This window comes from Dyella sp. OK584 (assembly GCF_057787755.1).
In genome coordinates this window covers 2,516,582-2,536,783 of sequence record NZ_CM173542.1, presented here as the reverse complement: position 1 = coordinate 2,536,783, position 20,202 = coordinate 2,516,582, and the positions used below count along the sequence as shown (strand labels likewise).

Below are 20,202 nucleotides of genomic sequence, written 5' to 3'. Positions count from 1 at the left end.
CATGCCGGTGGCGTGAGAGAATCCGTTCCTTGCAGCCCGATACGAGCCCCGCATGAGCCAAGGCGATCAGATCCAGATCAAGGACGGCGAACTGATTGCCGCCGTGGACATGGGGTCCAACAGCTACCACATGGTGGTGGCCCGGGTGGAGCACGGCGAGCCGCGCGTGATCGACCGTTTGCGCGAAACCGTACGCATGGCCGCCGGCCTGCGCGCCGATGGCACGCTGGATGCCGAGCACCGCGCCCGCGCGCTCAATTGCCTGGCCCGCTTCGGCCAGCGCATTGCCGGCGTGCCGTCTATCCGCGTGCGTGCGGTGGCCACCAACACCGTGCGCCGGCTAGCGTCCCCGCAGTCGTTCCTCACTGCGGCCGAGTCTGCGTTGGGCCAACCGGTGGAAATCGTGTCCGGACGCGAGGAAGGCCGCCTGATTTTCCTGGGATCGTCGCACGACCTACCCGCTTCGCGCGAAAGCCGGCTGGTGATCGACGTGGGCGGCGGCAGCACCGAGTTCATCATCGGTCGCGGCTTTGCGCCCATGCACACGGAAAGCGTGCAGGCCGGCTGCATCGCCTCCACGCTGCGCTTCTTCCCTGGCGGCAAGCTCAACCGCAAGCGCTGGCAGCGCGCGAACAGCGAAATCGGCGTGCTACTGCAGCAGTTCTCCGAGGACTACCGCGAGTCGGGTTGGGTGGAAGCCTATGGTTCGTCGGGCACGGCAAAGGCCATCGGCTCGGTCGTGCAGGCGATGAAGTTCTCCGACGATGGCATCACGCCCGCATCGCTGGCTTCGCTCCGCGACGCACTGCTGGCCCAGGGCCAGATTGGCAGCCTGAAGCTGCCCGGCCTCGGCGAGGATCGCGCCCCGGTGATCGCCGGTGGCGTGGTGATTTTCGAGGCGGCATTCGAGGCACTGGGCATCGAGCGGATGCGCGTCTGCGAAAGCTCGATGCGCGAAGGTCTGCTCTGGGACCTGATCGGCCGCGCCGGCGGCAGCGACCCACGGACCGCAAGCATCGACGCGCTGGCCAACCGCTACGGCGTGGACCGCGCCCAGGCACGGCGTGTGGAGTCGACCGCGCTGATGTTTTTCGACCAGATCGTGCGTCACTGGAAGCTCGATAGCGAGGCGCGAGAGTGGTTGTCGTGGGCTTCGCGCGTGCACGAGATCGGCCTGGCCATCGCGCACAGTCAGCATCACCATCATGGCGCCTATATCCTGCGCCACGCCGACCTGGCCGGCTTCTCCCGCCAGGAACAGCAGCTGCTGGCCGCCATCGTGGAATCGCACCGACGCAAGCCTGACAAGGCCACCTTCTCGGCCCTGCCTCAGCGCTACCGTCAGCTGGCACGCTACATCACAGCCTTGCTGCGACTGGCGGTGTTGTTCCGCCGCGCGCGCCGAGCCGAATCGTTGCCGCAGATGCAACTGGCCGCTACCAGCCATCGCTTGCGCCTGGTTCTGCCTTCAGCCTGGCTGGAACAGCATCCACTGAGCGAAGCGGACCTGGAGCAGGAGCAAGTGCCCATGAATGAACTAGGCCTGCTGTTGGAAGTCCATCCGTCCTGACCTTAGCCCATACGGCCACTCGTAGGTGCAGGCCCACAGCGCGCCTTCGCCGCGTATGATGTCCTGATGCCACACGCCGCCCGATACGCCATGTCCCGAATCCTGCTCACCGCTGCCTTGCTGATATCGCCGCTCACGCTTCTCGCCCAAGCTGCCAAGCCAGCCACGACACCAGCCGCGCAAACGCATCCTGAAGTGGTGATGCACACCTCGCAGGGCGACATCACGATCGAGCTGTTTCCCGACAAGGCCCCCAAGAGCGTTGCCAACTTCCTGCAATACGTGCATGACGGCTTCTACAGCGGCACCGTGTTCCATCGCGGTATTCAGGGTTACCTGGTGCAGGGCGGCTTGTATACACGCGACCTGCAATCCAAGCGCACGCACTCAGCCATTACCAGCGAAGCGGATAATGGCCTGTCCAACCTACGCGGCACGGTTGCCGTGGCACGCGGCGCCGATCCCAACTCGGGAACGTCGCAGTTCTTCTTCAATCTGGTGGACAACCGCCGCCTCGATTTTGTCGGCAACCAGAGCGGCTTGACCTGGGGATATGCCGTGTTTGGCAAGGTCGTAAAGGGTATGGACGTGGTCGACAAGATCGCCGCCCTGCCCACCCGCGGCCTGGGTCCATTCGCTGGCGACGTGCCCAACCCGCTCGTGGTGATCGACAGCGCCACCGTCGTTGGCGAGGCGGCGCCGGCGGCTGCCAGCCCCGCCGCGCCAGCCGCAGAGAAGCCGGCCACCACACCCACTAAAGGTGGGAAGCCCAACGGCAAGGCGAAGGGCTGAAGCGCCGTGGCCACGCTGTTCATCGCCGATCTGCACCTGGACGACAGCCGCCCGCAGATCACCCGCCTGTTCGAGCATTTCCTCGCCAGCGACGAAGCCCGCTCCGCAGACGCGCTGTACATCCTCGGTGACCTGGTCGAGGCATGGGTTGGAGACGACGACGATGCGCCATTGCCCGGACGCATCGCCCACGCAACGAAGACGCTGCGCGATAGTGGCGTGCCGGTGTACTTCATGGTCGGCAATCGCGACTTCCTTCTCGGTGAGGATTTCGCGCAGCGCGCCGGGTTTACCCTGCTTGACGACGGCACCGTGCACGACCTCTACGGCCGGCCCACGCTGCTGATGCACGGCGACGTGCTTTGCACCGATGACATCGCCTACCAGACCGTGCGCAAACAGGTGCGTACGCCGGAATGGAAAGCACAGATCCTGTCCATGCCACTGGAAGCGCGCCGTGCGTTCGCCGTCAAGGCGCGTGAAGACAGCCGCGCGCATACCGGCAGCACCCAGGAAACCATCATGGACGTCAACGCCGATGCCGTGGCCGACGCCATGCGCAAGGCCGGCGTGACGCGACTGATCCACGGTCATACGCATCGCCCCGCCACCCATCGCTTCGATCTGGACGACCACCCGGCCGAACGCATCGTGCTGGGTGACTGGTACGAACACGGTTCAGTGCTGCGAGTGACACCGTATGGAAGCAAGTTGCGTGGACTGACGTTGAATGAAGCGTCGTAACACCTGAATCGGCCAGCCTTCGGTTGGAGATGCATCTTTTCCAACCTTCACGGCGAGTTATTCCTGACGCGTGCCAATCACCAGCGTGAACGTCTGGATGAAATGAAAATCGTCGCGGCGTAATGCATAGTCTGCATGCTGCGGATTGCACAGGCGCGTCAGTTCGACGTAGTCCTCGCTCGACAGATATGGCCGCAGCCGCTCGCCCCAGGTGTCGCGAAAAATCGCCTCCTGTAGATAGGCCTCGGTGTCAGGGTTCACCGGAGAGATGCGTTCGATGGAAAACGTTAGTGCTTCGACGTTGTGGAGCCCGACATTGCGCATAAGGCCAACCATGGCGCGGACCGCCGTGAGGTCTCGTTCCTCCAGGCCATACCGCTCGCGGTAGTAGCGCCGCACGGCTTCGTTCGTCAGTCGTTCGAGCCGCGCATCCCACGCAAAATACATATCGGGCAGGAACGAACTCTGGCCAAGCGCAACTCGCCCACCGACACGCAGCAACGAAGACAGCGCCTGCAGGGCTGCCACTGGATCGCGCAGATGGTGGATGGCATTGACGCACCAGATGAAATCCATGCTGGCCTCGCGAAGTGGCAAGCGGGATAGATCCGCCTGCAGGAGCGCGCTGTTGCTCTGACCCCGCGCGCAAGCCGCAAGGTGCGGTAGCGAAAGATCGGCGCCGACAGCCAGGCCGTCTGGTACGGATTCCGCCAGCCACTGCAGCGCTTCGCCCGTGCCGCAACCCGCATCCAATACCCACATGTCTGGCCGCAGCCTCGCGCTAGCGATGGCTTCCCGCAGCTCGGGCGCGGCAAAGAGATTGAAGAGCCGCAATTTGCGTGAATAGTCCCGCCCTGCGCTATCGCCGAGCGGTCCGCCAGACAAAGCTGAGACAGACCTCATGCTCACGTTCCCTCATTCCAAAGAGAAGAAAGTCGCCATGACCCCAGCTATTGATAGCACGCCGAAAATGAGCAAGCAGCGCACTGTACTGCGCATTCATAAGTACAGAAACGCGGCGCGGACAACGCCGACGAGTTCGGTCTCTTCAAGCGACCCTTGATGGCACGCAGCCCAATGGCGGTTACCGCGCGAGGATACCGTCCAGCGAAGTGAAAGACGCTCGCAAAAGTACCAGGCAACCGATGCGGCAGACGCCTGGCGAGGTGTCATCGTGCCGTTTTTCAGGCAATAAAAAACCCCTGTAAAAACAGGGGCTTTTTGCGGATGGCGGAGAGAGAGGGATTCGAACCCTCGATAAGGCTTTTGACCCTATACTCCCTTAGCAGGGGAGCCCCTTCGGCCTCTCGGGCATCTCTCCGTTTTTTGTCCGCATCTCTGCGGAGCCGGCAAGGATACTAACCGGCGCGCTTGAGGTAAAGCTTTAATTGCCTGTCAGTGTTCGCCAGTCTCGCCGGAGGCGCTGCCATCCGGCTCGTGCTCGTTCTTGATCCGCTGATAGATCTCTTCGCGATGCACGGCGACGTTCTTGGGCGCATTGATGCCAATACGCACCTGATTGCCCTTCACGCCCAGAACGGTAACGGTCACCTCGTCACCGATCATCAAGGTTTCACCGACCCTGCGGGTCAGAATCAACATGTTTGCCACTCCATGAATACTTTGGTCATAGGCCAACAGACGGTTACGCCTCACCCCTGAGCCTTACCGTCTGAACAGTTCGACGATCTTTACCCGCCGAAGGCCCTACCGCCTTCCCGGTTCACAGACGAGGCATCCCCTGTAGATGCCAAGTCGAGCGACACCGTCGCAACAAGCGGTGCCGGCAGTGTTTGGATACTAGCCGAGCGTCCGCGGGCAGCGCAATGCGTAAACGGGAACGGAGTCTGAGCAGTTGACCCCACTTCAGGAAGCCAACCGCTCCCCGATCCAGCCGACAAGACCGTTCAGGATGCGAGGCAGCTCGGCGCTATCCGTACCGCCGCCCTGTGCCATGTCAGGGCGACCACCGCCCTTGCCGTCGATCTGCCCGGCCACATGGGCCACCACATCGCCAGCCTTTACCCGACCCAAAGCCTTGCCGTTCACGCCGGCAACCAACGACACGCGGCCGTCGGCCGCGCCGGCAAGCAGGATCACGCAGTCCGACATCTGCTGCTTGAGCTGGTCCATGCTGTCGCGCAGCGCCTTGGCGTCCAGGCCTTCAAGGCGGGCGGCTACAATCTTGATACCGTCGATGCTGTGCGCCGTCGAAGCCAGGTCAGCGGTTGCGGAGCCGGCTGCCTTTGCGCGCAACGATTCCAGCTCGCGCTCAAGCTTCTTCTGCTTGTCGAACAACTGGCGCAGCTTCTCCACGGCATCGTCACCATGCGCTGACAACAGCTGCGAGAACTCGCCAAGGCGACGCTCCTCATCGGCGACATAGGCGAGCGCGCCGGCACCGGTCACCGCTTCGATACGACGCACCCCGGAAGCCACACCGGACTCGCTGACAATCTTGAACAAGCCGATGTCACCCGTGCGGCCCACATGGGTGCCGCCGCAGAGCTCGGTAGAAAAATCACCCATCTTGAGCACGCGCACTTCGTCGCCGTACTTTTCGCCGAACAGCGCCATCGCGCCGAACTCGATCGCGGCGTCGTAACCCATCTGGTGGACTTCGGCAGTTGCGTTGCGACGCACCTCGGCGTTCACCAGGGTCTCGATCTCACGCAGCTCGTCCGCGCCAAGCGGCTTGAAGTGCGAGAAGTCGAAGCGCAGGCGTTCTGGCGCAACCAGCGAACCCTTCTGCGTGACATGTTCGCCCAGCACCTTACGCAATGCGGCATGCAGCAAGTGGGTTGCCGAGTGATTGAGCACGATAGCCTGACGACGCACGCCATCGACGCTCGCGTCGACCGTGTCGCCCACACGCAACGGCTGCGCGCCATGCCAACGGCCGGCATGGCCGAAAAAAACGCCGCCCATCTTGAGCGTGTCGCTCACATTGAAACGACCCGCGGCACTGAGCATCGCACCGATATCACCCACCTGGCCGCCCGACTCGGCGTAGAACGGCGTGCGGTCGAGAATGACCAGGCCTTCTTCGCCCTCACCCAGCTGCTCCAGCTGCTTGCCGGCGCGAACGATACCGATGACCTTGCCTGCACCAGTCAACGCGTCATAGCCAAGGAATGCCGTAGGCGCGAGCTGGCTGGCCAGCTCGGCCGGCATCTGGCCCTTGGCCTCGAAGCGGCCACCTTCACGACTGCGCTCCTGCTGTTCCTTCATGGACTGCTCGAAGCCGTCCATGTCCACCGTGAGGCCACGTTCGCGCGCAATGTCGGCGGTGAGGTCGACCGGGAAGCCGTACGTGTCGTACAGACGGAACGCGTCGGCGCCAGGGATGCTGCCGTTGGCCTTCGCCGCGACCGCATCGAACAGGCGCATGCCGTTCTCCAGCGTCTCGCCAAAGCGACGCTCCTCAGTGCGAAGCGCATCCTTGACGAACGACTGCTTGGCGGCCAGCTCCGGATAGGCCTCGCCCATTTCCTCGACTAGCGGCTGCACCATCTTCCAGAAGAAATCGCCGCGTACGCCCAGCATCCATCCATGGCGCAATGCGCGACGGACGATGCGGCGAAGCACGTAACCACGACCTTCGTTCGAAGGAAGCACACCATCGACAATGAGGAACGAGCAAGCGCGGATGTGGTCGGCAATCACGCGCAGCGACTTGTTGGCCAGATCCTTGGTGTGGGTCAGCTCGGCAGCCACCTTGATCAGGTGCTGAAACAGGTCGATCTCGTAGTTGGAATGCACGTGCTGCAGCACGGCGGCCAGGCGCTCCAAGCCCATGCCAGTGTCCACGCACGGTGCCGGCAGCGGCGACAGCGTGCCGTCTGGCGCACGGTCAAACTGCATGAACACCAGATTCCAGATCTCGATGTAACGGTCGCCATCTTCGTCCGGCGAACCCGGAGGACCACCGGCGATATCCGGACCGTGGTCGAAGAATATTTCGGTACACGGACCGCAGGGACCCGTGTCGGCCATCTGCCAGAAGTTGTCCGAAGCGAACGGCGCGCCCTTGTTGTCGCCGATGCGCACAATGCGCTCGGCAGGCACGCCCATTTCCTTGTTCCAGATGCCGTAGGCCTCGTCATCGGTGTGATACACCGTGACCCACAGCTTGTCCCTGGGCAGCTTCAGAACATCGGTCAGCAGTTCCCACGCGTAGGCAATGGCGTCGCGCTTGAAATAATCGCCGAACGACCAGTTGCCGAGCATCTCGAAGAACGTGTGATGACGCGCGGTGTAGCCGACCGAATCGAGGTCGTTGTGCTTGCCGCCCGCACGCAGGCAACGCTGCACGTCGGCCGCGCGCACGTAGGGCAGCTTCTCACTGCCGAGGAATACGTTCTTGAACTGCACCATGCCCGAGTTGGTGAACAGCAACGTCGGGTCACTGGCCGGCACCAGCGAACTGGACGGCACGATGGTGTGCCCTTTCGAACGGAAATAGTCGAGGAAAGTCGAACGGATTTCGGCAGTTTTCATGCGGCTGGGGAAGACCTGGCGGAATGGTCACGCCCGGAAAACGGCGCCGAAACGGCGCTCACCCGCCCCAGCTGCGGGGAGGTCAGGCATCGTCATCGGCAGCGTCGTCCACGTCAGCGTGGGTAACACTCCGTACTGTGGCGGCGGGAAAGCCTCGACGCAAGAGAAATTGCGCCCGGCGGGCCTTTTCCGCGGGGTCCGCCGGGGCCCTGCCACCATAGCGGCGGCGCAACTGAGCGGCGGCAACGGCGGTCCAGTCAACCTCGGCCGCGTCCAGCACTGCGCGGATGCGGGCATCTGGCAACCCGTGGCTCTTCAGTTCCGCCCGCAGGCGCATCGGGCCATAGCCCTGTGCCACGCGGCTGCGCACCAGCATCTCGGCGAAACGATCATCGTCCTGGTAGTGCTGCTCGCCCAGGCGATCGAGTGCCTCGCCCGCCTCCTCGCCCTCATAGCCGCCCTGGCGCAACTTGAGCTTGAGCTCGCGCCGGGAATGTTCCCTGCGCGCCAGCAAGCCCAGCGCCTTGCTGTAGGCGCTGGGCTTATCCGGTTTGTCGCTTCCGCGGCGAGGCATTACGCGACCAGTGGCTGGAGGATCAGGCCTCTTCGGTCTCGACTGCGGGCAGCGGCGAGTTACCGCTGCTCACCAGCAGCTTGGCGCGCAGCTGCTGATCGATGTCGTTGGCAATGGCCGGGTTGTCGCGCAGGAACTGACGCACGTTCTCCTTGCCCTGGCCGATGCGGTCGCCCTTGTAGCTGTACCAGGCGCCGGACTTGTCGACCAGGTTCTGCGCCACGCCCAGCTCGATGATCTCGCCTTCGCGCGAGGTGCCCTCGCCGTAGAGGATTTCGAACTCGGCCTGGCGGAACGGCGGCGCCACCTTGTTCTTGACCACCTTGACGCGGGTTTCCGAACCGATGACTTCTTCGCCCTTCTTCACCGCGCCGATGCGGCGGATGTCCAGACGCACCGAGGCGTAGAACTTCAGCGCGTTGCCGCCGGTGGTGGTTTCCGGGCTGCCGAACATCACGCCGATCTTCATGCGGATCTGGTTGATGAAGATCACCAGGCAGCCAGACTTCTTGATGTTGGCGGTGAGCTTGCGAAGCGCCTGGCTCATCAGGCGGGCGTGCAGGCCGACATGGGAGTCGCCCATTTCGCCCTCGATTTCGGCCTTGGGCGTGAGCGCGGCGACCGAGTCGACCACCACCACGTCCACGGCGCCCGAGCGCACCAGCATGTCGGCGATTTCCAGCGCCTGCTCACCGGTGTCCGGCTGCGAGACCAGCAGGTCGTCCACGTTCACGCCCAGCTTGGCGGCGTAGGTCGGGTCCAGGGCGTGCTCTGCGTCGACGAAGGCCGCCGTGCCGCCGTTCTTCTGGCAGTTGGCGATGACTTGCAGGGTCAGAGTGGTCTTGCCCGAGGATTCCGGACCGTAGATTTCGACCACGCGGCCGCGCGGCAGGCCGCCGATACCCAGCGCAATGTCCAGGCCCAGCGAACCGGTGGATACGGTTTCGATGGCTTCGTCGACGCGGTCGCCCATGCGCATGACGGCGCCCTTGCCAAACTGCTTCTCGATCTGGCCGAGGGCGGAAGTGAGCGCGCGGCGCTTGTTGTCATCCATCGTCTTGAATCCTGGGTGGCAGTGAATGAAAGGCATGATGCCCGCGCTTTGTCTCACGGGCTGCGATCTGAGAATCAGGAGTATCCCACACTGGTCAAGCCGGCTCTGAAGGCCATGGTGGCCTAATCCGTCAGCGCCTTGAGCACGCCGCTGAGCGCCGCCGCCACCGTCTGCCGGCGCACCGCCTCGCGATCGCCACCGAAATGGAACAGCTGGGCATACGCGTAGCCGCCGCGACGCTTCCAGCCGATCCACACGGTGCCGACCGGCTTGTCCACGGTGCCACCGCTGGGGCCGGCAATGCCGGTAACCGCCACCCCCACACCGGCGCCGAAACGGGCCAATGCACCGGACACCATTTCAAGCGCGGTTTCCTCACTTACCGCGCCGGTGCGTTCCAGCGTGCGTGGGTTGACGCCCAGCAATGCTTCCTTGGCCCCGTAGCTGTAGGTGACCACGCCGGCATCGAACCAGGCCGAACTGCCGGGCAGATCGGTCAACGTCTTGGCAATCCAGCCGCCGGTGCACGACTCGGCCGTCACCAGCATCAGCCGTCGCTGCTGGACACTTTCAGCGACCTGCTCTGCCAGAACCCTAAGTTCGACATCCGTGGGGACGGACAAGGCCATGCGAAACTCCAGAGACCAAAGGCACGCGCAAACGCGAGGTTGCCCGTTCTACGCCTTCCATCCCATCAGGCCAAGGCCTTGACGGCGTGGCCTGAATGACCCAGTACCGTGCGCCGGGCTGATTCCTGAAAACCCGATGTGTATCCTGAGCGGCTTGCGCCCCTTTTTTGGGGGCAAACGTGGCACGCCCAGTCGGCGCCGTTATCCATCACCCAGCAAAGTGCCTTCGATGTCAGGAAACAGCTCAGACCACACCCCTTTCATGCGCCAGTACCTGGCGGCCAAGGCCGAGCATCCGGATGTGCTGCTGTTCTTCCGCATGGGCGATTTCTACGAGCTGTTCTACGACGATGCGCGCAAGGCGGCGCGACTGCTGGATATCACGCTCACCCAGCGCGGCCAGTCGGCGGGCCAGCCAATTCCGATGGCGGGTGTGCCGTATCACGCCGCCGAGAACTATCTGGCGCGGCTGGTGCGCCTTGGCGAGTCGGTGGCCATTTGCGAGCAGATTGGCGATCCCGCCACCTCCAAGGGTCCGGTGGAGCGCAAGGTCGTGCGCATCGTCACGCCGGGCACGGTGACCGATGCCGCGTTGCTGGAAGAGCGCCGCGACAACCTGTTGATGGCCATATCCGCCGGCGCACATGGCGCCTACGGCCTGGCCTGGGTGGACCTGGCCAGCGGCCGGTTCCTTCTCAGCGAAGTGCCCAGCGCCGAGGCGCTGGCATCGGAACTCGCGCGCCTGCAGCCGGCTGAAACGCTGGTCGGCGAAGACGTGGCGTGGCCGAAATTCGTCGCTACCCTGCCCGGCCTGCGCAAGCGGCCGCCGTGGCATTTCGACGGCGACGCGGCACGACGCGAGCTGAACCGCTTCTTCGGCACACGCGATCTCGGAGGCTTCGGTGCCGACCGGATGCCGCTGGCCGTTGCTGCGGCGGGCTGTCTGCTCGGCTACGTCGAGGAAACCCAGAAGAGCGCGCTGCCGCATCTATCCGGCATGGCGGTGGAAAGCGCGGGCGACACCATCTCACTCGACGCGGCGACGCGCCGCAATCTGGAGCTCGACACGCACCCCAGTGGCCGCACCGAGCACACCTTGCTCGGCGTGCTCGACGAATCCGTTACGCCGATGGGCGCGCGTCTATTGCGGCGCTGGCTCAATCGCCCGTTGCGTTCGCGTGGATTGCTGCGCGCTCGCCATCAAGCCATCGGCACGCTGATCGACAATCGCCAGTACGAACCACTGCGCGAACAGTTGCGGGGCATAGGCGATCTGGAGCGCATCCTCGCCCGCGTGGCGCTGCGCTCGGCGCGCCCGCGTGATCTTTCCACGCTGCGCGATGGCCTGGCCGCTGCGCCTGATTTGCGTGCGCTCATCTCACCGCTGGACAGCCCGTTGCTGCACTTGCTGGTGGAGCGCATCGGCGACCACGCTGATACAGCCACCCTGCTCGCCCGCGCCGTGGTGCCGCAACCGCCGGTACTTCAGCGCGACGGCGGCGTCATCGCCGATGGCTACGACGCTGAGCTGGACGAACTGCGCCGCCTCGCCACCCACGCCGACCAGTATCTGGTTGAACTGGAAGAGCGCGAAAAGGCCGCCAGCGGCATCAACACGCTCAAGGTTGGCTACAACCGCGTGCATGGCTACTACATCGAGATCAGCAAGGGCCAGGCCGACAAGGCGCCCACGCATTACACGCGCCGCCAGACCACCAAGAACGCCGAGCGCTACATCACCGAGGAACTGAAGACCTTCGAGGACAAGGTGCTCTCGGCCAAGGAGCGCTCGCTGATGCGCGAGCGCGCGCTGTACGAAGCGCTGCTCGACACGCTCATTGCCCAGCTCGAACCACTCAAGAACGCTGCCTCTGCGATGGCCGAACTGGATGTGATTGCCACACTGGCGGAACGCGCGTCGGCGCTGGACTGGAGCGCCCCCGAACTCACCGACGAGCCCGGCATCGCCATCGAGCGCGGCCGCCATCCGGTGGTGGAAAAGGTGCGCGACGAGCCGTTCGAGCCGAACGATCTCGCGTTGGACGACAGTCGCCGCATGCTGGTGATTACCGGCCCGAACATGGGCGGTAAATCCACATATATGCGTCAGAACGCGCTGATTGTGCTGTTGGCGCATATCGGCAGCTACGTACCGGCGTCACGTGCGGTGATCGGCCCGATCGATCGTGTTTTCACCCGCATCGGTGCAGGCGACGATCTTTCGCGCGGTCAATCCACCTTCATGGTGGAAATGAGTGAGACCGCCAACATCCTGCACAACGCCACCGAGCACAGCCTGGTGCTGATGGACGAAGTGGGTCGCGGCACCAGCACCTACGACGGCCTTGCGCTGGCGCGCGCCGCCGCCGTGCATCTGGCAGCGAGCAGCCGCTCGTACACCTTGTTCGCCACGCACTACTTCGAGCTGACCGAGCTGGCCAACGAATACACGTCCATCGCCAACGTGCATTTGGATGCCGTCGAGTACGGCGAGCAATTGGTATTCATGCATGCAGTGAAGGAAGGGCCAGCCAACCGCAGCTTCGGCCTTCAGGTGGCGGCGCTGGCTGGCTTGCCAAAATCGGTGATTGCCGATGCTCGCCGCACGCTGGCCGAACTCGAACGTGGCATGTATCAGCACGCGTCTTCTGTCAGCAGCCATGCACCGACACAAGAATCGCCGCAGCTGGGGCTGTTCGCGTCCGCGCCGTCGGTGGTGGAACGCGCGCTGGAGGGCATCGATCCGGATGCCCTATCGCCACGCGAAGCGCTAGAAGCGCTCTATCGCCTCAAGGCGCTGACGTAGCGTCGACCCGCGTCTCTCAGTGAATCAAGCGGTGGGAATGCAACCTCGCCGCTCACTGCGCATGTCCGCGGCATATGTGGCCGCCAGCAGCATGCTCCGCTCAATGCGGGAATTCGGATTTCCTGGCGTTGCTTATGGCCTCGAGCACGGGCCGAGGCAGCCGATCCAGGTCGAGAATGACCTTGCCCGAATGCACGGTGCGTATCGCCTTGGCCGGTATCGTGAAGTCGCCCGCGTTCTCGATGTAGACGACCAAGGCATCTTCGTCCGCCAGCAGGCGCCGCACTGATCCAATGCCATCTTCGCCATCGGCGACGAACACCAGAGAACCCACTTCGATCGTCTCGGCCACGGCCTCTCTCCTCTTCAGGACACCGCCTGAATCCTCCGCGAGCTCCTGTTTCCCGGGCGTGAAGCGATGTGTGAAACACACAGCGCTGTGGTTGCAACGGGCATCACGCAGCCATCACCTCGCCGATGGCCAAGCTTTATTCGATAGGGCCGTGAAGGTGCCAGCCCATAGTCACGACCTATGAAGTACATCGAAACAATCAAATTCCATGACTGGAACTGCGTGCGTACATTCCATTCAAGCCAGCCATCGCCAGCCATTCCCCGCCAGCACGGAGCACGCCATGGGCGCACATCGCAGAACACTCACCACTTCGTCCGGCGCGCCGGTTCCCGATAACCAGAACAGCCTCACCGCGGGCCCGCGCGGCCCACTGCTGGTGCAGGACCACCAGCTGTTCGAGAAGCACGCGCACTTCAATCGCGAGCGCATCCCCGAGCGTGTGGTGCATGCCAAAGGCTCCGCGGCACATGGCACGCTGACCATCACTCACGACATCACCAAATACACCCGCGCCGAGGTGTTCAAACCCGGCAGCAAGACACCTCTTTTTCTGCGCTTCTCCACCGTGGCCGGTGAACGTGGTGCGGCCGATGCCGAGCGCGATGTGCGCGGCTTCGCCATCAAGTTCTATACCGAGGAAGGCAACTGGGATCTGGTAGGCAACAACACACCGGTGTTCTTCGTGCGCGATCCGTACAAGCTTCCCGACTTCATCCACACGCAGAAGCGCGACCCGCGCACCAACATGCGCAGCGCCACCGCCATGTGGGATTTCTGGTCGTTGTCACCCGAGTCGCTGCATCAGGTGACCATCCTCATGAGCGACCGCGGCCTGCCCGCCAGCCTGCGCCATATGCATGGTTTCGGCAGCCATACCTTCAGCTTCTGGAACGAACAGGGCGAGCGCTATTGGGTGAAGTTCCATTTCAAGACCCAGCAGGGCATCGAGAACTGGACCAACGAGCATGCGGCGAAGGTAGTCGGCGGCGATCGCGAATCACACCAGCGCGACCTGTACGAAGCCATCGAGCGGAAGGAATTTCCGAAGTGGACCATGTACGTGCAGATCATGCCGGAGAAGGACGCGGAGAAGACGCCATACAACCCGTTCGACCTCACCAAGGTGTGGCCGCACAAGGACTACCCACTGATCGAAGTGGGTGTGCTTGAGCTCAACAAGAATCCGGACAACTACTTCGCCGAAGTGGAACAGTCGAGCTTCTCACCGGCGAACGTGGTACCTGGCATCAGCCACAGCCCAGACAAGATGCTGCAGTTCCGCATCTTCTCCTATGCCGACGCGGCGCGTTATCGCCTGGGCACGAACCACGAGTCGCTGGAAGTGAATCGTCCACGCTGCCCGGTGCATAACTACTACCGTGATGGCGACATGCGCTTTGACGGCAACGGCGGTGGCAGCGTGAACTATGAGCCGAACTCGTTTGGGGGTCCGATCGAGGACAAGTCGACTAAGGAGCCGCCGCTAAAAACCTCCGGCGATGCCGATCGCTACGACCATCGCGACGGCAACGAGGACTACAAACAGGCCGGAGATTTGTTTCGCCTGATGACCGCGGATCAGCAGCAACAACTGTTCGGCAACATCGCCGCCGCCATGCAGGGCGTATCGGAGGAAATCATCCGCCGGCAACTAGGCCACTTCAGCAAGGCCGACCCGGCGTACGGCGCAGGCGTGGCCAAGGCGGTGGGTGTCAAGCTCTGAGCTGGCAATCACAGCCAGCCTGAGATGAAGCTGCAGGGCGGTCATGCCGCCCTGCTTTCTTGCCATGTCGCTGACCAGCTTACGCAGCGAGCCCGGGCGCGTCGTTGACCGGCAGTTCCGACGTAGCGTTCGCCAGCAGCGCTGGAATTGCTTCCACCGGTGCAGCAAGCGGCACCACCACACCAGACTCTCGCACAGGCAGTCTTTTCAATCGAACCAGACCGTCGATGCTGCGCGCGACGTCGACCTGTCCGAACGGCTTGCTGATGAAGTCGTCGGCACCAAACCGCTGAACATAGAACTGCTCGGTAGCCTGCTGGTTGCCGCTGATCATCACGATGGGTATGTGTCGCGTCAGTGGGTCGTGCCGCAGCGCACGCAGCACTGCGAAGCCATTGATACCCGGCAGCACGATATCGAGAAAGATCAACGCCGGCGGCTCGCTTCGTGCCAGTTCCAGCGCGCTTTCGCCATCCACCGCACGGGTTACCTGGTAGCCGTCGACCTCAAGCATCCGTCCCAATACCGCGCGAATCGTGGCCGAATCGTCCACCACCATGACCCGAGCGCCCTGGGTTGTCTTACACCACGTCTCCGGGGGCTGTTGCGCCTGCGGCGCAGCCCCGAGCCATCGCTTCAGGAATGCCAAGCCCGCCATAGTCGTTCCCTCCCACATCGTATCGATGGAAGACCACACCCTTGCGCGACCTTTCCTCGATGGTGATGCTCGCGCAGATCCGCTATGCGTTCTGCGATGGGTGACTCACATGGAGTCTTTAAGCCGTCGCAATTCTCGACGTGCCTGCTTGTCCGGACGCCCTGGCGGGGCCATCGCGCCGACAAGCTTACGCTGTGCTTTCACTGCTTCGCGCGCAGTCACGCTGGCTTCACTTTCGCGATAGAGGGCCTGCGCCACATTCGCTGGCCCACGCTTTTCCGATAAAGCCAGCACTTCGACTTCGAGCCGTTCCTCGCCTCGGCCGATGCGGAAAACGTCGCCCACATGCACGGCTTTGGCCGGCTTGCAGCTGCCGTCGTTGAGGTCGACCTTGCCGCCATCGATGGCCTGCTTGGCCAAGCTGCGGGTCTTGTAGAAGCGAGCGGCCCAGAGCCACACGTCGGCTCGCACCGGCGACTCGTTGGGAGTTTGTGCTGATGACATGGTGCCTATTCTCACCCAAACAGCGCCCACCTACAGGGACGTGCCCTGGTGAAACACCATTTGCCATTGCCCCTCGCGCTGGCGCCAGATGGAGCTGCGCAGCGAATCGGCAGAAGGTCGGTTCTCCGTGGCGAAACGACGTGCACGATAGGTTACTAGCGCCACGTCGTTGGCCAGCCTATTCAGGCGGAAATCGGTCACCTCGCGTCTCGAGAACGATTCATCACGCAGCGCCTCGATCACCGACTCCCGTGTCCACACGGTACCGGATACGCCGAACTCGAAGAAATCCTCAGCGATAAGCGCTCTGAGCGCCGCCGCATCGGCGCGCACGCCTTGTCGATGCAATCGCGTTTCGAGATCCAGCAGATGCGCGGCAAGGCCCATCGAGGCTTCCATGTCAGCCTCCCAGCAACAGATTGCCCAGCGGCACGGAGAGCAGCGAAAGCACGATGCCAGCCCCAAGGATCGTATTGGCTAGCGAAGGCTCCAGCTTGTATTCGTCCGCGAGGATTGCCGCCGAAATCATCGGGGCCATCGCCGCCTGCAACACTCCCACGGTCAGGGTGAGACCGCCGACGCCCGCGGCGATACCCAATCCCCATGCGGCCAGCGGCGCCAGCAGCAGTTTCCAGCCCAACCCCAGCAGCAGCGCTGGAAGCTGCCGCCCGCCAAGATGGAACTTGAACTGCAGCCCCACCGAAAACAAGGCAAGCGGCGTCAGCGTGGCACCAATGGGCGCGAACACACTGTCGAACATGTCGGGCCAGCCACCCAATGCGCCGACCATGACACCCACGATAAGCGCCAGGAAAGCAGGGAACGTGAGGATTCTCCGCAGGATCACCTTCGGCTGTGGTGACTTGCCCGCGTACAGCGACGCTACCGCCACACCCGCCGATGCAAGCAATGGAAAGCAGCCGAGCTGATCAGCCACCACGGCCAGAGCGAGGCCTTCCCTGCCGTGCAGCGCCTGCATCATGGGATACCCCATGAACGAGGTATTGCCTAGCCCGCACACCAGGGTGAGCGCGCCGATGCGCTCGCGCGACCATCCTAGCCATGCGCCCAATACAGCGAACAGCAACCAGGCGCCGAAGAACACCACCCACATCGCCGCCACCGGAAACCACAGCTGCGTGTCCACCTTGACTCGCGGCACCAGCGCCAGCACCAGCGTGGGCAGCGCAATGTTGATCACCCACCAGTTGATGCCATGGACCATGCCCGACGGCGGCTTCGCATACCGCGCCACGAGTACGCCGAGTATCAGGCAGACGAATAGGAGCAACAGCGCGCTCATGAACTCCCCAAAGGCAGAAACGGCCGCAGTATAGCGGCCGTTTCTTGTCTCTCAGGGGAAATGCCTGCTTGGGACATCACCTCAACTCACGCAGGAATGACGCGCTGAAATCAACTCACAATCAGGCGATTCAGTCGCTGCACGAATGCAGCTGGATCGGGCAGCTGCGCACCTGCTGCGATCTCCGCTTGATCCAGCAACAGATTGGCGAGGTCCGTCGCCCTGGTCGGGTCACTCTCGCTTTCCAGGCGCTTGAGTAGCGGGTGTTGAGGATTGATCTCCAGCGTCGGCTTGCTCTCCGGCATCTCGTGCCCGGCTTCCCGCAGCAGGCGTGTGAGGTGCGGAGCCATCTCGAAATCGGACAGCGCCAGGCAGGACGGTGAATCGGTAAGGCGTGCGGACACGCGTACTTCGCCCACGCGGTCGCCAAGCAATTCCTTGAGCTTCTTGAGCAGCGGTTCGGCAGCCTTGCTGGCTTCCTCCTGCTGCTTCTTGTCGGCCTCGTCGAGCGGAAGCTCGCCCTTGGCCACATTGCGAAGCTTCTTGCCGGCGTACTCGTTGAGGCTGCCCAGCATCCATTCGTCGATGCGATCGACCATCAGCAGCACTTCGATGCCCTTGGCCTTGAATGCTTCCAGCTGTGGGCTACCTACCGCCGCCGCATAGCTGTCGGCAGTGATGTACCAGATGGTGTCCTGGCCCACCGCCATGCGACCGATGTAGTCGTCCAGCGACACCGTCTGCTTTGCGCCTTCGCCCTTGGTCGAGGCGAAGCGAAGCAGTTTGGCGATGCGCTCGCGATTGGCGGCATCCTCGGCGATGCCCTCCTTCAACGTGTTGCCGAAGGCTTTGTAGAAGGTCGCGAACTTCTCCGGCTCGTCGCGCGACAGCTTCTCCAGCAGGTCTAGCACGCGCTTGACGCATGCTGCGCGGATGCGCTCCAGCTGCCGGTTGTGCTGCAGGATCTCGCGGCTCACGTTGAGCGGCAGGTCGTCCGCATCGACCACGCCACGCACGAAGCGCAGGTAGTTCGGCAACAACTCCTCGGCCGCATCCATGATGAAGACGCGCTTGATGTAGAGCTTCAGTCCCTTGCGCTCGTCACGTCCACCCATCATCACATCGAACGGTGGCTGCTCGGGGATGTACAGCAGCGTGGTGAAACTCTGGCTGCCTTCGACGCGGTTGTGTGTCCACACCAGGGCATCGTTGAAGTCATGCCCCAGCGACTTGTAGAAGCTCTGGTAGTCCTCGTCGGAGATCTCGTTGCGCGGCTTGGTCCACAACGCCGATGCGTCGTTGACCGTCTCCCACTCGTCGCCCGGCTTGCCATCCTGTTCCTTGGGCATGCGGATCGGGAAGGCCACGTGGTCGGAGTACTTGCGGATCAGGGAACGCAGCTCCCAACCCTTCAGGAACTCATCCTCGTCGGCCTTCAGGTGCATGATCACCGCGGTGCCACGCTCAGGCAGCTCGACCTGGGCAAGGCTGTACTCGCCCTTGCCGTCGCTCTCCCACTTCACGCCTTCGCCCACCGGCTGGTCTGCGCGGCGGCTGAGTACGGTGACGCGATCGGCCACTACGAAGGCGGAATAGAAGCCCACGCCGAACTGGCCGATCAGGCGCGCGTCGGTCTTCTGCTCGGCGCTCATCGCATCCAGGAACCGGCGCGTGCCGGAGCTGGCGATAGTGCCGATGTTGGCGACGACTTCATCACGGCTCATGCCGATGCCGTTGTCGCGCACGGTCACGGTGCGGGCAGCCGGGTCCCAGCTCACGTCGATATGCAGATCACCATCACCGGACAACAGATCCGGGTGGGCAATGGATTCAAAACGCAGCTTGTCGCAGGCGTCGGAAGCGTTGGAGATCAGCTCGCGCAGGAAGATTTCCTTGTGCGAGTAGAGCGAGTGCGTGACCAGGTGCAGCACCTGGGCGACTTCGGCTTCGAATTTACGGGTTTCGGGCGCTGAGTTCGTCATACGGAAAGACTCGTGCAGAGGTCGGGCGGGATTGAGGACAAACAAAGGGGCCGACAACGCGACCCCTCATAGTGCCCGCTCTCCCTGGGAGAGCGGGTGAAAATCAGGCGTTGGCCGTGGCGTTCTGCAGCGCAGCGATGCGCTCTTCCAGCGGTGGGTGGCTCATGAACAGGCGCTTGAAGCCTGTGGCCAGGTGCCCGGAGATGCCGAACGCTGCAATGGTCTGCGGCAGCGTGCTCTCACCATGCTGCACCTGCAGGCGCTGCAGCGCAGAGATCATCGCGCCACGCCCCGCAAACTTCGCACCGGCGGCATCGGCGCGGAATTCGCGCCAGCGCGAGAACGCCATGACGATCATCGAGGCGAACAGGCCGAAGATCAGTTGCAGCACCATCACCGAAACGAAGTAGCCGATGCCGCCGCCACCGTCACGGTCGCGACCGCCGGACAGCCAGCTGTCGACGAGGCGACCGACCACGCGCGCAGCCACGATCACCAGTGTGTTCACCACGCCCTGGATCAAGGTCAGAGTCACCATGTCGCCATTGGCGACGTGGCCAATCTCGTGACCGAGCACGGCCGATACCTGTTCGCGATCCATCTGCTGCAGCAGACCGGTGCTCACCGCCACCAGCGAGCTGTTCTTCGTCATGCCGGTGGCGAAGGCGTTCATTTCCGGCGCGTCGTAGATCGCCACCTCAGGCATGCCGATGCCGGCGGCCTGCGCGTGGCGACGCACGGTGTCCATCAGCCAGCGCTCTGCTTCGTTCTGCGGCTGCTCGATGACGCGGGCGCCGGTGGACATCTTGGCCATCCACTTGGATATGGCCAGCGAAATGAAGGCGCCGCCCATGCCAAATACGGCGGCATAGATCAGCAACCCTCCCATGCCGCCATAACCACGGGCAGCGGCCCACTGGTCGACGCCAAACAGGCGGCAGACGATGCTCAGCAGGAACAGGACGGCGATATTGGTAAGCAGGAACAATGCGATGCGGCGCATGGCTG

At 63.2% G+C, this 20,202-nt stretch carries 18 protein-coding genes and 1 tRNA gene; 5 read left to right on the top strand and 14 right to left on the bottom strand.

Translation table 11 applies throughout. From position 1 onward, the window contains the following. The first annotated feature begins 52 nt into the window (after positions 1–52). The 3 genes from AC3CBN_RS11365 to AC3CBN_RS11355 all read left to right on the top strand — a co-directional run bounded on the left by AC3CBN_RS11365 (position 53) and on the right by AC3CBN_RS11355 (position 3,106). Complete coding sequence (locus AC3CBN_RS11365; protein WP_488633138.1) at positions 53–1,570, top strand: Ppx/GppA phosphatase family protein; 1,518 nt, start codon at positions 53–55, stop codon at positions 1,568–1,570. A gap of 90 nt (positions 1,571–1,660) precedes the next feature. Continuing rightward, the gene (locus AC3CBN_RS11360; RefSeq protein ID WP_488633137.1) at positions 1,661–2,362 is read left to right on the top strand and encodes a peptidylprolyl isomerase; all 702 of its coding nucleotides are present in this window, start codon (positions 1,661–1,663) and stop codon (positions 2,360–2,362) included. Positions 2,363–2,368: 6 nt separating this feature from the next. Then, complete coding sequence (locus AC3CBN_RS11355) at positions 2,369–3,106, top strand: UDP-2,3-diacylglucosamine diphosphatase (RefSeq protein ID WP_488633136.1); 738 nt, start codon at positions 2,369–2,371, stop codon at positions 3,104–3,106. A 57-nt stretch (positions 3,107–3,163) separates the two neighbouring features. On the opposite strand, the gene AC3CBN_RS11350 is transcribed toward AC3CBN_RS11355, so the two are convergent. The 7 genes from AC3CBN_RS11350 to AC3CBN_RS11320 form a co-directional block, all read right to left on the bottom strand. Continuing rightward, the gene (locus AC3CBN_RS11350) at positions 3,164–4,009 is read right to left on the bottom strand and encodes a class I SAM-dependent methyltransferase (protein WP_488633135.1); all 846 of its coding nucleotides are present in this window, start codon (positions 4,007–4,009) and stop codon (positions 3,164–3,166) included. A gap of 325 nt (positions 4,010–4,334) precedes the next feature. Continuing rightward, positions 4,335–4,427: transfer RNA gene (locus AC3CBN_RS11345), tRNA-Ser, on the bottom strand. A gap of 74 nt (positions 4,428–4,501) precedes the next feature. Further along, on the bottom strand, positions 4,502–4,708 hold the full coding sequence (csrA, locus tag AC3CBN_RS11340; protein ID WP_430389063.1) for a carbon storage regulator CsrA: 207 nt from the start codon (positions 4,706–4,708) through the stop codon (positions 4,502–4,504). Positions 4,709–4,972: 264 nt separating this feature from the next. Then, the gene (gene alaS / locus AC3CBN_RS11335) at positions 4,973–7,606 is read right to left on the bottom strand and encodes an alanine--tRNA ligase (protein ID WP_488633134.1); all 2,634 of its coding nucleotides are present in this window, start codon (positions 7,604–7,606) and stop codon (positions 4,973–4,975) included. Between the two features lie 82 nt (positions 7,607–7,688). Continuing rightward, entirely contained in the window at positions 7,689–8,180 is a 492-nt protein-coding gene (locus AC3CBN_RS11330; protein ID WP_488633133.1) for a regulatory protein RecX, read from the bottom strand. Positions 8,181–8,202: 22 nt separating this feature from the next. Beyond that, positions 8,203–9,234, bottom strand: coding sequence for a recombinase RecA (gene recA / locus AC3CBN_RS11325; RefSeq protein WP_488633132.1), 1,032 nt, complete (start codon positions 9,232–9,234; stop codon positions 8,203–8,205). 122 nt (positions 9,235–9,356) lie between these two features. Further along, positions 9,357–9,863, bottom strand: coding sequence for a CinA family protein (locus tag AC3CBN_RS11320; RefSeq protein ID WP_488633131.1), 507 nt, complete (start codon positions 9,861–9,863; stop codon positions 9,357–9,359). Positions 9,864–10,092: 229 nt separating this feature from the next. On the opposite strand from AC3CBN_RS11320, the gene mutS reads away from it, so the two are divergent. Then, entirely contained in the window at positions 10,093–12,669 is a 2,577-nt protein-coding gene (gene mutS, locus AC3CBN_RS11315) for a DNA mismatch repair protein MutS (protein WP_488633130.1), read from the top strand. A gap of 100 nt (positions 12,670–12,769) precedes the next feature. Here mutS and AC3CBN_RS11310 read toward each other — a convergent pair whose 3' ends face one another. Then, positions 12,770–13,021: a hypothetical protein gene (locus AC3CBN_RS11310; protein ID WP_488633129.1), complete on the bottom strand. Its 252-nt coding sequence runs from the start codon at positions 13,019–13,021 to the stop codon at positions 12,770–12,772. A 283-nt stretch (positions 13,022–13,304) separates the two neighbouring features. Between AC3CBN_RS11310 and AC3CBN_RS11305 the strand changes: the two genes are divergently transcribed. Then, the gene (locus AC3CBN_RS11305) at positions 13,305–14,747 is read left to right on the top strand and encodes a catalase (RefSeq protein WP_488633128.1); all 1,443 of its coding nucleotides are present in this window, start codon (positions 13,305–13,307) and stop codon (positions 14,745–14,747) included. 79 nt (positions 14,748–14,826) lie between these two features. On the opposite strand, the gene AC3CBN_RS11300 is transcribed toward AC3CBN_RS11305, so the two are convergent. From AC3CBN_RS11300 to htpX, 6 genes are all read right to left on the bottom strand, one after another. Beyond that, positions 14,827–15,405, bottom strand: a complete 579-nt coding sequence (locus AC3CBN_RS11300; RefSeq protein ID WP_488633127.1) for a response regulator — start codon at positions 15,403–15,405, stop codon at positions 14,827–14,829. 105 nt (positions 15,406–15,510) lie between these two features. Continuing rightward, entirely contained in the window at positions 15,511–15,909 is a 399-nt protein-coding gene (locus AC3CBN_RS11295; RefSeq protein WP_488633126.1) for an RNA-binding S4 domain-containing protein, read from the bottom strand. A 30-nt stretch (positions 15,910–15,939) separates the two neighbouring features. After that, positions 15,940–16,308 carry a nuclear transport factor 2 family protein gene (locus AC3CBN_RS11290; RefSeq protein WP_488633125.1) on the bottom strand — a complete coding sequence of 123 codons (369 nt, stop codon included), beginning with the start codon at positions 16,306–16,308 and terminating at the stop codon, positions 15,940–15,942. A gap of 1 nt (position 16,309) precedes the next feature. Beyond that, positions 16,310–17,212, bottom strand: coding sequence for an AEC family transporter (locus AC3CBN_RS11285; RefSeq protein ID WP_488633124.1), 903 nt, complete (start codon positions 17,210–17,212; stop codon positions 16,310–16,312). A gap of 110 nt (positions 17,213–17,322) precedes the next feature. Next, positions 17,323–19,194 (bottom strand): molecular chaperone HtpG, encoded by a 1,872-nt coding sequence (gene htpG, locus AC3CBN_RS11280; RefSeq protein ID WP_488633123.1) that lies wholly within the window; start codon positions 19,192–19,194, stop codon positions 17,323–17,325. A gap of 103 nt (positions 19,195–19,297) precedes the next feature. Further along, positions 19,298–20,197, bottom strand: coding sequence for a protease HtpX (htpX, locus tag AC3CBN_RS11275; protein ID WP_488633122.1), 900 nt, complete (start codon positions 20,195–20,197; stop codon positions 19,298–19,300). Positions 20,198–20,202 lie beyond the last annotated feature (5 nt).

Bases quoted from the DNA above. Each gene is read 5' to 3' on its own strand.
- AC3CBN_RS11320 (WP_488633131.1), bottom strand. From the start codon at position 9,863: ATGGCCTTGTCCGTCCCCACGGATGTCGAACTTAGGGTTCTGGCAGAG.
- AC3CBN_RS11330 (WP_488633133.1), bottom strand. From the start codon at position 8,180: ATGCCTCGCCGCGGAAGCGACAAACCGGATAAGCCCAGCGCCTACAGC.
- htpX (WP_488633122.1), bottom strand. From the start codon at position 20,197: ATGCGCCGCATCGCATTGTTCCTGCTTACCAATATCGCCGTCCTGTTC.
- htpG (WP_488633123.1), bottom strand. From the start codon at position 19,194: ATGACGAACTCAGCGCCCGAAACCCGTAAATTCGAAGCCGAAGTCGCC.
- AC3CBN_RS11305 (WP_488633128.1), top strand. From the start codon at position 13,305: ATGGGCGCACATCGCAGAACACTCACCACTTCGTCCGGCGCGCCGGTT.
- mutS (WP_488633130.1), top strand. From the start codon at position 10,093: ATGTCAGGAAACAGCTCAGACCACACCCCTTTCATGCGCCAGTACCTG.
- AC3CBN_RS11365 (WP_488633138.1), top strand. From the start codon at position 53: ATGAGCCAAGGCGATCAGATCCAGATCAAGGACGGCGAACTGATTGCC.
- recA (WP_488633132.1), bottom strand. From the start codon at position 9,234: ATGGATGACAACAAGCGCCGCGCGCTCACTTCCGCCCTCGGCCAGATC.
- csrA (WP_430389063.1), bottom strand. From the start codon at position 4,708: ATGTTGATTCTGACCCGCAGGGTCGGTGAAACCTTGATGATCGGTGAC.
- AC3CBN_RS11360 (WP_488633137.1), top strand. From the start codon at position 1,661: ATGTCCCGAATCCTGCTCACCGCTGCCTTGCTGATATCGCCGCTCACG.
- AC3CBN_RS11300 (WP_488633127.1), bottom strand. From the start codon at position 15,405: ATGGCGGGCTTGGCATTCCTGAAGCGATGGCTCGGGGCTGCGCCGCAG.
- AC3CBN_RS11285 (WP_488633124.1), bottom strand. From the start codon at position 17,212: ATGAGCGCGCTGTTGCTCCTATTCGTCTGCCTGATACTCGGCGTACTC.
- AC3CBN_RS11350 (WP_488633135.1), bottom strand. From the start codon at position 4,009: ATGAGGTCTGTCTCAGCTTTGTCTGGCGGACCGCTCGGCGATAGCGCA.
- AC3CBN_RS11295 (WP_488633126.1), bottom strand. From the start codon at position 15,909: ATGTCATCAGCACAAACTCCCAACGAGTCGCCGGTGCGAGCCGACGTG.
- AC3CBN_RS11290 (WP_488633125.1), bottom strand. From the start codon at position 16,308: ATGGAAGCCTCGATGGGCCTTGCCGCGCATCTGCTGGATCTCGAAACG.
- alaS (WP_488633134.1), bottom strand. From the start codon at position 7,606: ATGAAAACTGCCGAAATCCGTTCGACTTTCCTCGACTATTTCCGTTCG.